The organism is Bradyrhizobium sp. CCGUVB23 (assembly GCF_024199885.1).
Classification (GTDB): Bacteria; Pseudomonadota; Alphaproteobacteria; order Rhizobiales; family Xanthobacteraceae; genus Bradyrhizobium.
The window spans coordinates 175,994-189,942 of record NZ_JANADQ010000001.1; the positions used below are offsets into that span (position 1 = coordinate 175,994).

Consider the following 13,949-nt stretch of genomic DNA (forward strand, 5'->3'; position numbering starts at 1 on the left):
ACAATCCCGCGAACAGCAACACGATGTTCTGACGAATGGAACCGGAGTACAGTGGCGAAGGCGACCTAACTCTTCCTCGCCATCCAGATCACATGGCGCGCGCCACCACCTCTTCCGGTGGCGCGGACGTTGACCTCGTTGACCTCGAAGCCGGCAGCCCGAAGGCGGCGTGAAAATTTCGGGTGCGGCCCTGACGACCAGACTGCGAGCACCCCACCGTGCCGCAACGCCGTGTGAGCTATTCTCAACCCGGCGTCATCGTACAAGGCGTCGTTGGCTTTGCGGGTGAGACCTTCCGGACCATTGTCAACGTCGAGCAGGATCGCATCGAACCTGAGCGGATGTCTTTCGATCAACTGCCCAACATCCATTTCATGTATCTCGACGCGGCGGTCACCGAGACTGTCACCGAAAATCTCGGCCATCGGACCTCGCGCCCATGCCACCACGGCAGGGACCAGTTCGGCCACCATGATCTGCGCCTTGCTTCCGAGCACGGCGAGCGCCGCACGCAGCGTAAAGCCCATGCCCAATCCGCCGATGAGGACGACGGGTTGGGCGACCTTCTCGATCTGTTTGGCCGCAAGCGTCGCGAGTGCGGCCTCGGAGCCCGACAGGCGGCTGTTCATCAGCTCATTGGTGCCGAGCATGATGGAAAACTCTTTGCCGCGGCGCATCAGGCGAAGCTCGCCATCGGAGCCGGGGATCCGGCCGGTATCGATCTTTTCCCAGGGAATCATACGCAAGCTTTAGCACGATCGAGAATCGTAGGGTGGTTAGCCGAAAGCGTAACCCACCTCTTGGCTGTCCGCGTCGAGAGAAGCGGTGGGTTACGCTTCGCTAACCCACCCTACATCCACATTCGGCGGCTACCCGCCCGCCCAGACGTCGAGCACGTAGCGGTTCTTTGCGCCCAGCTCCTCGATCCAGCCCGCGCCGGCGGCGGCATCGCTGCCGCTCTTCTCGCGATAGATGGCCACCAGCGCCGCCTTCACGTCGGGCTCCATCTTGCCGCCGTCGCCACAGACATAAATGATCGCGCCCTGCTCGATCAGGCCCCAGACCTTGTCCTTCTGCGCGGCCAGCAGGTGCTGCACATAGGTCTTCGGTCCCTCGGCACGCGAGAATGCAGTGAACAGCTCGGTGACACCGCTCGCCGACAATGCCTTCAATTCATCGGCATAGAGAAAATCCTGGTCGGGGTGGCGGCAGCCGAAGAACAGCATTGCCGGCCCCAGCGCCGCACCCTTGGCTTTCCGTGCGGCGCGCTCCTGGAGGAAGCCGCGGAATGGCGCAAGGCCCGTGCCGGGGCCGATCATGACGATCGGCACCGAAGAATCATCCGGCAGGCGGAAGCCGGCCTTGGTCTCACGCACCATGGCGTAGATCGTATCGCCAGCGCGACGATCGCTGAGATAGTTCGAGCAGATGCCCTTGTAGATGCCGCGGCCCGATGCGGCCGGCCCGCCGACCACACCGACGGTGACGCTGCATCTTGCGGGATCGACCGACGGCGAAGACGAGATCGAGTAATAGCGCGGCGCCAGCAGCGAGAGCATTTCGAGATAGGCATGGAACGGCAGCTCGCAGGCCGGATACTCGACCAGAAGATCGAATACCGATTTGCGCTTCGCCAGGATCTCGGTGCGGTAGCGCTCGCCAGCCTCCGCGTCGTCGCCGACGAGGGCAAGCAGCTTGGGCTTGGTCACCGGACAGCGCGTGTGTTCCGACATAATCTGGATCTGCTTGCGCGTCGCGACCTGCTGGAGCTCGACGAAATCGGTGAGGAGCTGACCGACCGACACGCTCTCGCCGACCGGCAATTGCGCGCGGCGGCCTTCGGCCACCGCCAGCTTGATCTGGTCGACCGGCAGGAAGCCGAAGCGGCGCGCCACGGCATCGACCAGCGCCGGATCGTTGCGCGGGACCACGCTGAGATGGTCGCCGACGCGGTAGCTCACGCCTTGCGGCAACTGCACCTCGATATGACGCGTCGAGCGCTCGGACGGGTTGGGACCGCTCTTGCTCTGGAGCTCGTCATTGACCAGCACCTTCATCGCCGCCATGCCGCCGAGCGCGGCGATCGCGTTGACGGCGCCGGGTGCGACGGGCTCGACCTTGTAGAGCGGCTCGTCGTCGGCGTTGCGGCTGAAATCAGCCGTCAGCCCCCACTCCTTCACGGCCGCGGGCGCCGCGGCGGCGAACCATTTTTCGAACTGGCCGTCGAGATCGCTCCGCGCATCGCCCTCGCCGCGCGCATAGAGGCTGCGCGCGCCATGAGCCGAAAGCTGCTCGTCGATGAAGCGCGGTACGGATTGATAGGTGGCGGCCCAGTCGCTGTTGCCGCAACCGAACACGGCGTAGCGCAATCTTGAGAGCGCGTCCTTCGGCATGTCGCCATGGAGCCATTTGACGAACTGCGTGGCATTGTCCGGCGGCGCGCCGTTGTAGGAGGCGCAGAAGATCAGCACACCGCCCTCCTCCGGCAGCTTGCCGGCGTACTCGTCCAGCGACGCAAGCTTGCTGGCAAAGCCGTTGACTTGTGCAAGATCGGCAACGCGCGCTGCCAGTTCCTCGGCGGTGCCGAGATTGGAGCCATACAGCACCAGCAGCGGCGTATTGTGCCCGGGCCGCGTGGTGGCGCGTGGCGCAGCCGCGCCGACACTCGTGGTCGCAGTCGCAGGGCCGGAATAGGCGCCGCGCTCGCGATCGGCGCGCGGACGGACCCTGATCTTGAATCCTTCCGGCTTGATGGTCAGCGTTTCCTTCAGGTGCATCTGGTAGCGCTGGTGGTCGATCAGACGGAAGCGCTGGAGGATCATGCCGAGCGCAAGCGCGGCCTCGTGCATGGCAAAGCCGCGACCGATGCAGGCGCGCTGGCCGTTGCCGAACGGCTTCCAGGCATTGACGGGGCGCCTGGCCTCCGCCTCGCGGCTAAAGTTCTCGGGATCAAAGGCATCGGGGTTGGGTCCCCAGATGCTGGAATCGCGCTGCAGCGCCGTCACCAGGATCGTGGTGAAGGTGCCCTTCTTCAGCTTGTACTTGCCGCCGCCGATGGTCTCGTCCTTCAGCGGCGAGATGCCATAGGCAGGCGCTGGCGGCCACAGCCGCAGCGCCTCCTTCAGGACCTGCGTGATGTAGGTGAGCTGCGTTACCTGCTGATAGGTCGGCTTGGCATTGGCGTCAGGACCGAAGACGCGATCGACCTCGTCATAGGCCTTCTTGAGAATGTCCGGATGCTTGAGCAACGCATAGATCGTGTAGGACAGAAGGCCGCTGGTAGTCTCGTGGCCTGCGATCAGGAACGTGTTGATCTGGTAGCGGATGTTGACGTCGTCGAGCTGCTCGCCGGTGGTACGATCGACGCCGGTCATCATGGCCGCGAGCATGTCCTTCTTGTCGTCCGAGCCTTCCGCACTCTTGCGCCGCTCGGCGATGATCTCATCGACCATCTTGTTCATGAAGGCGACGTCTTCGGCGAGTGTCTTCCGCCGCTTCTGCATCCAGAGCTGCTCGAACGGCAGGCCGCGAGTCATCATGATGGTTTCGAGCGAGCGCACCAGCGACTCGACGAAGGGATGATAGTCGCGCCGGTAGAAGGAATTGAAGCGGTAGTCGAAGCCGCAGAGACCGATCGTATCAAGCGTCAGCGCAGTCATGTCGTGGACGACGTCGATCTCGTCGTCGGCGTTGAGCCGCTCCCATTTCTTGACGAGCTGCTCGGCGATATCGACCATGCTCGGATGATAGGATTGCATGGCGCGGTTGCCGAAGGGCTGGAGCAGGATGTTGTGGGCCTTGCTCCAGTTCGGTTCGTTGGTATCGGCCGTGAAGAGGCCATCGCCACCGACGGCGCGCACCCGGCGCAGCGCGCCGCGCACCACCTTGTCGAAGCGCTTCTCGTCGGAGAGCTCGTCGACGAGATCATGGCCGGAGACGAAGACGATCGGCGACCCCATCATGTCGAGCCAAAAGATCGGGCCGAGCTCCTTGGCGAGACGCGTCAGGTGCTGCACGGGCGCGGCCGGATCCAGCGACAGCATGTTGCCGACCACCGGCTTGGTCGGCGGCTGCGGGATCGGGTCCAGACGGTTCTTGGATGACATTGACGCGTTTACCCCCTGCCTCGGTATTCAACGTCGTCATTGCGAGCGAAGCGAAGCAATCCAGAAATGCATCCACGGTGACAGATCTGGATTGCTTCGTCGCTTCGCTCCTCGCAATGACGGACCCGCAACGACGGCTTAGCCAAACCGCCTTCTACGCCATTCGATCAGCTTGGCGCTGACCTCTTGCGGCTTTTCCTGCTGCGTCCAATGGCCGCTATCTCTGACCAGATATTTCTCCAGATCCGGCACCAGCTTTTCCATGCCGTCGGCGGCGGACGGTGGCAGCACCGCGTCGTTCTCGGCCATGATCATCAGCGACGGCACGCGCACGTGATGATCCAGCCCCTTCGAATTCTGCCAGTTGCGGGTGAAGTTGCGGTACCAGTTGATGCCGCCGGTGAAGCCGGTCTCGGTGAAGGTGTCGACGAATACCTTCTTCTCCTCCGCCGACAGGATCGGCGTGCGCGGATCATGCCTGGCATCGTAATTCGCAATCATCTGCGGAAATGCCAGATTGATCCGGGCTGAAGCCCCGACGCCCGCGATCGGCTCCTCCGCTAGCGCGCCAGGAGGACGCGCTGCCGGCTTGCGCATGAAGGCATCGAAGGTCTCTTCGACACGGCTGCTAAAAATCCTGTCCGGCTCGCGCGCGGGGTCCTGGAACTGCACGATGTACATCTGATCGCCGAACCGCTTGCGGAACAGTTCGATCGGATCGGCCGGCGCACGGTCCCAATGCGGCGTATTCACGCCGACGACACCGGCGACGCGCGAGAGGTGCCGCAGCGGCATCTGCCAGACGATGAAGCCGCCCCAGTCGTGCCCGACGAGGACCGCCTTTTCGATGTTCAGATGATCAAGGAGCCCGACGAGATCGCCGGTCAGATGTTCCATGTCGTAGTCCTCGACCGGTTCGGGCCGGTCGGTCGCGCCATAGCCGCGCTGGTCCGGCGCGATCACGCGGATGCCGGCCTCGCTCAGCGCCTTGATCTGGTGACGCCAGGAGAAGGCGAGCTCCGGCCAGCCATGGCACAGCACCATCGGCGGCTTGTCGGTCGTCGGGCCCGCCTCGTAGTAGCCCATGCGAATTCCGTTCGTCTGCACGAACTTGAGGGGCGGCATGTCGATCATTGCAAATGTCCTGGCAAACTTCCTATTCGGCGGCGCCTTTGACCTCTGCCGCAGGCGGCGCGTAGGCCGCTTCCAGCGCGGCGAACTCCTCCGGCAGCATGTCGCACATCACCTGCACATGCGGGATGATGTTGGCGCCGACGATGAAGCCGAAATCGAGCTGGTCGCGATAGCTCTGCACGGTGATGTTGAGCGCCTGGCCGTGGGTGGAGATCGACACCGGATAGATATGCAGCAGCTCGGCACCCGCGGCATAAAGTGTTTGCCGCGGCCCGGGCACGTTGGAGACCGTGATGTTGGCCGCCGGCGGCAGCACGTCCGACAGGTTCGAGCGGCTGTAGAGCAGCGCCAGGATCTGCACCATCATCGGTGCGCCCAGCATCGAGATGTTGGAAACCTGCGGCATCAGCGCGCGCAGCGGATGCGACATCTCCTTGGCCTTGGTCGACTGCGCGATGATCGCCTCCAGCCGTCCCTTGGGATCGTCGACATTGGTGGCGATCGAGCAGATCATGCCGAACACCTGGTTGTTGGCCTCGGTGTTGCCCTCCTCGCGGAGCGAGATCGGTACCGCTGCAGTGAGCGATTTCGCGGGCAGTGTGCCGTATTGCTGGAGATAGCGCCGCACTACGCCGGAGGCGAGCGCGAGCACGACATCGTTGAGCTTGCCGCCGGCCTGCTTGGCGAGCGCCTTCGCCCGCGACAGCGGGATCGAGACGCCGGCAAAGCTGCGCTCGGAGGAGATCGACTTGTTCAACATGGTCGGCGGCGACACCATGCTGGCAAGGCTCTCGCGCGAGTTCGGATCGGAGATCTTGCCGAGCACGTCGGAGACGCTCTTGAGCACGGTCGGGATGTTGCCGGCAAAGCGCACCGCGCTTTCGATCTGGTACATCGCATTGTCGAACAGGATCGAGCCGATATCGCTCTTGCCCGTGCGCGGCAACTGCAGGTTCTTGGCGGCTTGCGAAGCCTCAAGTGGCTGGGTGAAGAGCTGCTGGTAGGAATCGAGCAGATTGGCGGCGATGTCGCGCGGCTCCTGGCCTGGCTTCGCGCCGCCCACCGGCGGATCGACTTGTCGCGGGATCGGCGAGACGTCGTAGATCATGTTGGTCAAGGCCGCGCCGGCACCGCCGTCGATCGCGGCATGATGCATCTTGGAATAAAGGCCGACCTCGTTGCCCTTCATGCCCTCGAAGACGTAGAACTCCCAGAGCGGACGGGCGCGGTTCAACAGCTTGGCATGCATCCAGCCGACGATGCGCTCGAGGGTGGCGCGGTCGCGTGGGGCCGGCAGGCTGGCGCGGAAGATATGGCGGTCGATATCGAACTGGTCGTCCTCGACCCAGGAGGGATGGTCGATGTCGAGCGGCGCCTTTTCGAGGCGCGCTTTCAGGATCGGCGCGATGTGCAACCGCGAGGCGATCATCGCCTTGAAGTCTTCGAAGAAGTCGCCCTTGTAGTCGTCAGGCAGGCGAAAGATCGCCATGCTGCCGACATGCATCGGCATTTCCGGTGTTTCGAGATAGAGAAACGACGCGTCCAGCGACGACAGCTTCTTACCGTCACCCATAGTTCCCTCCGACTCATCTTGGACAGGCGCGTTACCGGCGCTTCTTGTCAGGCCGCTACTGTAGGGTCCGGCGGGGCATATGCAATGGCAAACGGGCCCGCCCGGTCGAATGGCCAGAACTCCCCTTCCGGTTGCGCCAGCCGATCGGCCACGGCCCAGAGCGCTGCGGCGTTGACCCCGAGCCCGATATGGCTCGCGAAATAGACCTCGATGTTCTCGGCACGCTCGCAAGGCCGACACTGGCAGGTACGCCAGTGCACGATCCCGTCGCTGCGCGAAAAGATCGAGCTGCTCGGCACCGGGAGGTCGCCGGCGATGGCCTCGCGCAGCTCGGAAAAATCCTCGACCCGTTCGCCCGACAGCGTCTCATAGAGCCGCGTCGCATTGGTCGCCCGCACATCGTCGGCGAAAGGGCTCCCGAGCGTGACCACATAGCGCACCATGTCGGGCGCCTGGAGCGCGAGGTCGCGGGCATAGACACCGCCGAGGCTCCATCCGACCAGGCTTACCTTGCGCCCGGTCGCGGCGTGAATTTCCGTCAGACGGACACGCAGCGCGTCGCGAACGCGCGCCAGCCCGCCGAGATTGCGGCCCATCCGCCAGGCCTGGGCGTCATAGCCGAGCTCGTGCAGATAGCGGCGCATCGGCGCCATCGACAGGTCGCTGGCGAGAAAGCCGGGCAGCGCCAGCACCGGATGGCCGTCGCCCCTCGGCGCCCGCATCAGAAGCGGCGACAACAGGAGGCTGGCGTTGAATTCGAACAGGCCGCGCGCTTCCGCGAGCAGGAGACCAAGGCCCGGCGGACGAAGCCGGGACGACGCCTCCGCTCCATCCTGTCCGAGCCTCATTACTTCTTCTTGTCGCCGCTGCGCGGTCCGCCGAGACCGGCCATCGTCACGAACATGTTCTGAAACTGCTCGGCGATCTTCGGATCGAAGGTGAACCAGCTCTGGATCAGCGATTCCGGCGAGATCTTCTCGATGTTGCTCAGCACCTGCTGCTGCAACTTGTCCATCACCGCCGTCTGCATCGGCGCCACGTCGGGCAATCCGAAGAACTGGCGAGCCTCCAGGGGGGTGCAGTCGATTTCGATGTTAACCTTCATGTCCCCTCCTGATCGGATTCGGGCGGCCTTGCCGCAGTATCACCGCGAGTTGTGGTACGACGCAAGCGACCTGATGTGGGCGCCACATGGCCTCTCCCGCATTCGGTCAATATGGTCAATCAAAAGTCGAATGTCGCGGGCGGGCGATCTGTCGGACTATCGGTCAGCATTGCTGCACAGCGGCGGAAGTTGGCGCGTTCCTTGCTGGAATGGCGCTTGCACGGTGCAAAAACTCTGGGCAACATGGAATCATGAGCCGGCCGAACAATCAAAAATCACGGCACGGCGGAGTGGAGAGGGTCAAGAATGTCGGTACGTCAGGGTCTTTTAGCGATGACGCTTGCCTCAGCGCTTGCGTTGGCGGTCTCACCGGCCATGAGCCAGACGCTGCGCTACGCCAACCAAGGCGAGCTCAAATCGCTCGACCCCTACACGCTCAATGAAAGTACTACCCACGCCCATCTCGGCCACGTCTATGAGGGCCTTGTCGAGCGGGACAAGGACCTGAAGATCATCCCGGCCCTGGCCGAAAGCTGGGAAATACCGGAGCCGACCCGGTGGCGCTTTCACCTGCGCAAGGGCGTGAAATTCCACAATGGCGACCCCTTCACCGCCGACGACGTGGTGTTCTCGGCCGAACGCGTGCGCGCCCAGGGTTCGAACCTGCAGAACCGTCTCCCCGCCGACGCCAAAGTCGTCAAGGTCGACGACTACACCGTCGATTTCGTCCTCAGCTCGCCCAACCCCATCCTCCACGGGCAGTGGGACGTCTGGTACATCATGGACAAGAAATGGGCTGAGGCGAACAATGCGGTGGCACCGACGCCGGTCGCCGCCACGACCCCGAGCTACGCCTCATTGCACGAGAATGGCACCGGCCCCTTCACGATCGAGAGCCATCAGCCCGGCGTGAAGACCGTATTCAAGGCTAATCCGAACTACTGGAAGAAGCCGGAACACAATCTCAAGGAGATCATCTTTACGCCGATCGCCTCGGACGCGACGCGCGTCGCGGCGCTGTTGTCGGGCGAGGTCGATGTCATCGAGCCGGTTCCGATCCAGGACATCCAGCGCGTCAATGCGAGCCCCAATGCGACGGTGCTCTCCGGGCCGGAACTGCGCACGATCTTCATCGGCATGGACGAGTCGCGCGACGAGCTCCTGTTCTCGAACATCAAGGGCAAGAACCCGTTCAAGGACATCCGCGTCCGCGAGGCTTTCTACAAGGCGATCGACGTCGAGCTGATCAAGAATCGCGTCATGCGCGGGCTCTCGACGCCGTCCGCCCTGATGGTCGCACCGGAGCTCTATCCGCTGTCGAAGGAGTTCACGCGGCCGAAATTCGATCTCGATGGCGCCAAGAAGCTCTTGACCGAGGCCGGCTATCCCGATGGCTTCGAGGTCACGATGGACTGCCCGAACGATCGCTACGTCAATGACGCCGCAATCTGCCAGGCCGTGGTCGGCATGCTCGCGCGCATCGGCGTCAAGGTGAACCTGCTGGCGCAGCCCAAGGCGCAGTATTTCGCCAAGGTGCTGAAGCCCGGCGGCTACAAGACCTCCTTCTTCATGCTGGGCTGGACGCCGGCCACGATGGACTCCCAGAACGTGCTGCACGACATCATGGGCTGTCGTGACGATCCGAAGGATCCCAACCGCGGCGAAGCCAATCTCGGCGGCTACTGCAACAAGCAGGTCGACGCACTCACTGACCAGATTCTGGTCGAGCCCGACGCGAACAAGCGCAATCTGCTGATCAAACAGGCCTTCGAGATCGCCAACAAGGACTATGCCTATATTCCGCTGCATCAGCAGGCGCTGGCCTGGGGCGTATCGAAGAAGGTGAAACTGGTTCAGCGCGCGGACAACCAGGTCCTGCTCTACTGGGCCACCAAGCAGGAAGAGTAAGTGTCGACGAGTTGTGAAGTCCCGGAAGCCTCGGCTTCCGGGACTTGCCGTTTAGGGTCACGCAATGATGCGCACCGCTGAAGAGACGTGAAGGTACCAAATGCTCGCTTTCACGCTTCGCAGGGCACTCCAGGCCGTCGGCGTCATGATCGCCGTAGGCATCATTGCGTTTTCGATGTTCCGCTTCGCCGGGGATCCCGTGAACCAGATGGTGTCGATCGACACCTCCGGTGCCGAACGTGCCGCGATCCGCCAATCGCTTGGCCTCGACGATCCCGTGATCGTGCAGTTCGGCCGCTACGTCGCCAATGCCGCGCAGTTCAAGTTCGGCATCTCCTACCAGTTCCGCCTTCCGGTCACGAACCTGTTGATGGAGCGGATGCCGGCGACGCTGGAGCTCGCGATCTGCGCCACCATCTTCGCGATGGTCGGCGGCATCCTGATGGGGGTCTATTCGGCGCTGCGCCGCGACTCCTTGCTGGCTCACGCATTCCAGGCGATCTCGCTGATCGGCATCTCGCTGCCGACCTTTCTGATCGGCATCCTGCTGATCTACCTGTTCTCGGTGACGCTGGGCTGGCTGCCCTCGTTCGGCCGCGGCGAGGTCGTGCGTATCGGCTGGTGGACGACGGGGCTGCTCACGCTCTCCGGATTGAAGGCGCTCATCATGCCCTCGATCACGCTCGGCCTGTTCCAGTTGACGCTGATCATGCGGCTGGTGCGTGCCGAGATGCTGGAGGTGATGCGCACCGACTATATCCGCTTCGCCCGCGCCCGTGGGCTGACGACACGGGCAATCCATTTCGGGCACGCGCTGCGCAACACGCTGATTCCCGTTATCACGGTGGCCGGCCTGCAGTTTGGCTCGGTAATTGCATTCGCGATCATCACCGAGACCGTATTCCAATGGCCCGGCATGGGCCTCCTGTTCGTGCAGGCCGTGCAGAACGTCGATATCCCGATCATGGCGGCCTATTTGATGATGGTGTCCCTGATTTTCGTCACCATCAATCTCGTCGTCGACATCCTCTATACCATCGTCGATCCGCGCCTGCGCTCGACGGTCAGCCGGGCACATTGAGATGAGTGAGGCCGTCGTTCAGCACAAGGCGGAAGAGCCCGTCGCGCGCGGCGCGGCGCAGACGGGCTGGTTCAAGCGCGCGCTCGACAGCGACCTGTTCTATTCGTTCCGCCGCTCCAGGATCACGATGATCGCGGCGGCGGTGACGCTGCTGTTCTTCCTGCTCGCGATCTTCGCTTCGCTCCTCTCCGTGCAAAATCCCTTCGACCCAGCGCAGCTCCAGTTGATGAACTCGCGCATCTCGCCGCTGTGGACCGCCGATGGCCAGAGCCCGTTCCTGCTCGGCACCGACGAGCAGGGCCGCGACGTGCTCTCCGCGATCCTCTACGGCCTGCGGATCTCACTCCTCGTCGGCGTTCTCGGCGTCGTCTTGTCCGGCGCGCTCGGCATCCTGCTCGGCCTGACCGCGGGCTATTTCGGCGGCGCCGTCGACGGCCTGATCATGCGCGTGGCCGACGTGCAGCTCTCCTTCCCCGCAATCCTGATCGCGCTTCTGATCAACGGCATCGCCAAGTCGGTGCTTGGCAACAAGCTGGATGAGATGAGCATGCTCGGCGTGCTGGTGCTCGCCATCGGCCTGAGCTTCTGGGTGCAATATGCCCGCACCGTGCGCGGCTCGGTGATGGTCGAGAAGAACAAGGACTATGTCGCCGCCGCGCAGCTCATCGGCCTGCCCGCGCCCGTGATCATGCTGCGCCATGTGCTGCCGAACACGATGGGGCCGATCCTTGTGATTGCCACCATCAACCTGGCGCTCGCCATCATCACCGAGGCGACGCTGTCGTTCCTCGGCTCGGGCATGCCCGAAACCATGCCTTCGCTCGGCACGCTGATCCGCATCGGCAACAACTATCTGTTCGCAGGCGAATGGTGGATCGTCGCCTTCCCCGGCCTCGCGCTCGCTGCGCTGATTCTCTCCATCAACCTGCTCGGCGACTGGCTGCGCGACGCGCTCAATCCAAAGCTCAGGTGAGTCCACCTCGTTCATGACCGAAACAGTTCTCTCCGTGCGTAACCTTCAGGTGGAGTTCGCCTCCCGTCGCGGCACGCTGCGCGCGATCGACGGCGTCTCCTTCGATATCGCCAAGGGCGAGGTGCTGGGCGTAGTCGGCGAGTCCGGCGCCGGCAAGTCGGTCACCGGGCTCGCGGTGATCGGCCTGATCGACCCGCCCGGCGGTATTTCCGGCGGCGAAATCCATCTCGCCGGCACGCGCATCGACAATCTGCCGCCGGAAGAGATGCGCCGCGTCCGGGGCAAGCGGATCGGCATGATCTTCCAGGATCCGCTGACCTCGCTGAACCCGCTCTACAAGATCGGTGACCAGATCGTGGAAACGATCCGCACCCATCTGAACCTGTCCGAGCAGGCTGCCCGCCGCCGCGCCATCGATCTTCTCGCCGAGGTCGGCATCCCCGCACCAGAGAAGCGCATCGACGGCTACCCGCATGAATTCTCCGGTGGCATGCGCCAGCGCGTGGTGATTGCGCTCGCGATCTGCGCCGAGCCGGAGCTGATCATTGCGGACGAGCCGACCACCGCGCTCGACGTTTCCGTGCAGGCGCAGATCATCTCGCTGATCAAGCGGCTCGGGCGTGACCACGGCACCGCGGTGATGCTGGTGACCCACGACATGGGGGTGATCGCTGAGACCTCCGACCGCGTCGCGGTGATGTATGCCGGCCGCGTCGCCGAGATCGGCCCGGTGCAGGACGTCGTGAAGAACCCGCTGCACCCCTACGCCAAGGGCCTGATGGGCGCGATCCCGACGCTCGCCGGCGAGGACAAGCGCCTGGTGCAGATCCCCGGCTCCATGCCGCGCCTGTCGGCGATCCCGCGCGGCTGTTCGTTCAATCCGCGCTGCGCCTTTGCGTTCGACCGCTGCCGGGTCGAGCGGCCCGAGCCGCTGGTCCAAGGCGCGCAATCGGTCGCCTGCCACCTCTATGACAACGTTCCTGCGGAGAGCGCAGCATGAGCGCGCCCTTCGTCCAGGCCAAAAATCTGCGCCGCGTCTTCGACGTCTCGAAACCGTGGCTGAACCGGGTGCTCGAAGGCGGCCATCTCGAATATCTCAAGGCCGTCGACGGCGTCACCTTCGACATCAACAAGGGCGAGACTTTTGCGCTGGTCGGAGAATCAGGCTCGGGCAAGACGACGGTCGCACGAATGATCGTCGGGCTGCTGCCGCCGAGCTCGGGCCAGGTCCAGATCGATGGCGTCTCGATGACCGATCCGAAGCAGGCGCCGGCGCGCCGCCGCCTGCGCCGCCGCATCCAGATGATCTTCCAGGACCCCTATGCGAGTCTCAATCCGCGTTTCCGGGTCGACGCCATCATCGCCGAGCCGATCCGCGCCTTCGACCTGATCCAGGGCGAGCGCGACATCCAGGCCCGCGTCGGCGAATTGTTGAGCCTGGTGGGGCTGCATCCCGACGACCGGCTGAAATATCCGCATGAATTCTCCGGCGGACAGCGCCAACGCATCGCGATCGCGCGCGCGCTGGCGTCCGACGCCGAGTTTATCGTCTGCGACGAGCCGACCTCGGCGCTCGACGTGTCCGTGCAGGCGCAGATCCTCAATCTGATGCGCGACCTCCAGGACAAGTTCGGCCTCACCTACATGTTCATCAGCCACAACCTTGCGGTCGTCCGCCACATGGCGAGCCGCGTCGGCGTGATGTATCTCGGCCGCATCGTCGAGATCGCCGAAGGCCGTGAGCTGTTTGCGCGCCCGCGCATGCCCTACACCAAGATGCTGCTCGGCGCGGTGCCGGATCTGGCGATGTCCGGCCGTCAGCGTATTCCGGTCAAGGGCGAGATCCCGAACCCGATCGATCCGCCGCCTGGCTGCGCGTTCAATCCGCGCTGTCCCCTCGCCTTCGATCTCTGCCGAAAGGAGACGCCGCAACTGATCGACGGCGTTGCCTGCCACGCCGTCAACTCCGCGCCGGTACCGGCGTGACGCGCGCGTGCCATGCTGCCCGCGCAATTGGCAGCGGGTCTTGCCTGTGATCAATTGCGCCCGCCGCAAACAAGAAAAGTGAT

Annotated in this window: 11 protein-coding genes; 5 read left to right on the plus strand and 6 right to left on the minus strand. The window is 63.8% G+C overall.

Annotated features, from left to right (window positions below):
• Positions 1 to 65: 65 nt before the first annotated feature.
• The 6 genes from NLN62_RS00800 to NLN62_RS00825 form a co-directional block, all read right to left on the minus strand.
• Positions 66 to 740: a spermidine synthase gene (locus NLN62_RS00800; protein ID WP_254113310.1), complete on the minus strand. Its 675-nt coding sequence runs from the start codon at positions 738 to 740 to the stop codon at positions 66 to 68.
• Positions 741 to 869: 129 nt separating this feature from the next.
• Positions 870 to 4,106, minus strand: a complete 3,237-nt coding sequence (locus NLN62_RS00805) for a bifunctional cytochrome P450/NADPH--P450 reductase (RefSeq protein ID WP_254107026.1) — start codon at positions 4,104 to 4,106, stop codon at positions 870 to 872.
• A gap of 138 nt (positions 4,107 to 4,244) precedes the next feature.
• On the minus strand, positions 4,245 to 5,240 hold the full coding sequence (locus NLN62_RS00810; protein ID WP_254107027.1) for an alpha/beta fold hydrolase: 996 nt from the start codon (positions 5,238 to 5,240) through the stop codon (positions 4,245 to 4,247).
• A gap of 22 nt (positions 5,241 to 5,262) precedes the next feature.
• Positions 5,263 to 6,813, minus strand: coding sequence for a wax ester/triacylglycerol synthase family O-acyltransferase (locus NLN62_RS00815; protein ID WP_254107028.1), 1,551 nt, complete (start codon positions 6,811 to 6,813; stop codon positions 5,263 to 5,265).
• Between the two features lie 47 nt (positions 6,814 to 6,860).
• Positions 6,861 to 7,661 (minus strand): triacylglycerol lipase, encoded by an 801-nt coding sequence (locus tag NLN62_RS00820; protein ID WP_254107029.1) that lies wholly within the window; start codon positions 7,659 to 7,661, stop codon positions 6,861 to 6,863.
• Positions 7,661 to 7,918 (minus strand): DUF6489 family protein, encoded by a 258-nt coding sequence (locus NLN62_RS00825; protein WP_027525482.1) that lies wholly within the window; start codon positions 7,916 to 7,918, stop codon positions 7,661 to 7,663. The genes NLN62_RS00820 and NLN62_RS00825 overlap by 1 nt, the downstream gene beginning before the upstream one ends.
• A gap of 306 nt (positions 7,919 to 8,224) precedes the next feature.
• On the opposite strand from NLN62_RS00825, the gene NLN62_RS00830 reads away from it, so the two are divergent.
• The 5 genes from NLN62_RS00830 (at position 8,225) to NLN62_RS00850 (ending at position 13,866) form a co-directional block, all read left to right on the plus strand.
• Positions 8,225 to 9,826 (plus strand): ABC transporter substrate-binding protein, encoded by a 1,602-nt coding sequence (locus NLN62_RS00830; protein WP_254107030.1) that lies wholly within the window; start codon positions 8,225 to 8,227, stop codon positions 9,824 to 9,826.
• Positions 9,827 to 9,926: 100 nt separating this feature from the next.
• Positions 9,927 to 10,907, plus strand: coding sequence for an ABC transporter permease (locus NLN62_RS00835; protein ID WP_254107031.1), 981 nt, complete (start codon positions 9,927 to 9,929; stop codon positions 10,905 to 10,907).
• A gap of 1 nt (position 10,908) precedes the next feature.
• On the plus strand, positions 10,909 to 11,880 hold the full coding sequence (locus NLN62_RS00840) for an ABC transporter permease (RefSeq protein ID WP_027525485.1): 972 nt from the start codon (positions 10,909 to 10,911) through the stop codon (positions 11,878 to 11,880).
• A gap of 13 nt (positions 11,881 to 11,893) precedes the next feature.
• A complete protein-coding gene (locus tag NLN62_RS00845) occupies positions 11,894 to 12,880 on the plus strand; it encodes an ABC transporter ATP-binding protein (protein WP_254107032.1) in 987 nt (328 codons plus the stop codon).
• Complete coding sequence (locus tag NLN62_RS00850) at positions 12,877 to 13,866, plus strand: ABC transporter ATP-binding protein (protein ID WP_027525487.1); 990 nt, start codon at positions 12,877 to 12,879, stop codon at positions 13,864 to 13,866. Before NLN62_RS00845 ends, NLN62_RS00850 begins: the two co-directional genes overlap by 4 nt.
• Positions 13,867 to 13,949: the final 83 nt, after the last annotated feature.

Excerpts from the sequence above, each read along its gene's own strand:
- NLN62_RS00800 (WP_254113310.1), bottom strand. The coding sequence starts at position 740 with ATGATTCCCTGGGAAAAGATCGATACCGGCCGGATCCCCGGCTCCGAT.
- NLN62_RS00805 (WP_254107026.1), bottom strand. The coding sequence starts at position 4,106 with ATGTCATCCAAGAACCGTCTGGACCCGATCCCGCAGCCGCCGACCAAG.
- NLN62_RS00810 (WP_254107027.1), bottom strand. The coding sequence starts at position 5,240 with ATGATCGACATGCCGCCCCTCAAGTTCGTGCAGACGAACGGAATTCGC.
- NLN62_RS00815 (WP_254107028.1), bottom strand. The coding sequence starts at position 6,813 with ATGGGTGACGGTAAGAAGCTGTCGTCGCTGGACGCGTCGTTTCTCTAT.
- NLN62_RS00820 (WP_254107029.1), bottom strand. The coding sequence starts at position 7,661 with ATGAGGCTCGGACAGGATGGAGCGGAGGCGTCGTCCCGGCTTCGTCCG.
- NLN62_RS00825 (WP_027525482.1), bottom strand. The coding sequence starts at position 7,918 with ATGAAGGTTAACATCGAAATCGACTGCACCCCCCTGGAGGCTCGCCAG.
- NLN62_RS00830 (WP_254107030.1), top strand. The coding sequence starts at position 8,225 with ATGTCGGTACGTCAGGGTCTTTTAGCGATGACGCTTGCCTCAGCGCTT.
- NLN62_RS00835 (WP_254107031.1), top strand. The coding sequence starts at position 9,927 with ATGCTCGCTTTCACGCTTCGCAGGGCACTCCAGGCCGTCGGCGTCATG.
- NLN62_RS00840 (WP_027525485.1), top strand. The coding sequence starts at position 10,909 with ATGAGTGAGGCCGTCGTTCAGCACAAGGCGGAAGAGCCCGTCGCGCGC.
- NLN62_RS00845 (WP_254107032.1), top strand. The coding sequence starts at position 11,894 with ATGACCGAAACAGTTCTCTCCGTGCGTAACCTTCAGGTGGAGTTCGCC.
- NLN62_RS00850 (WP_027525487.1), top strand. The coding sequence starts at position 12,877 with ATGAGCGCGCCCTTCGTCCAGGCCAAAAATCTGCGCCGCGTCTTCGAC.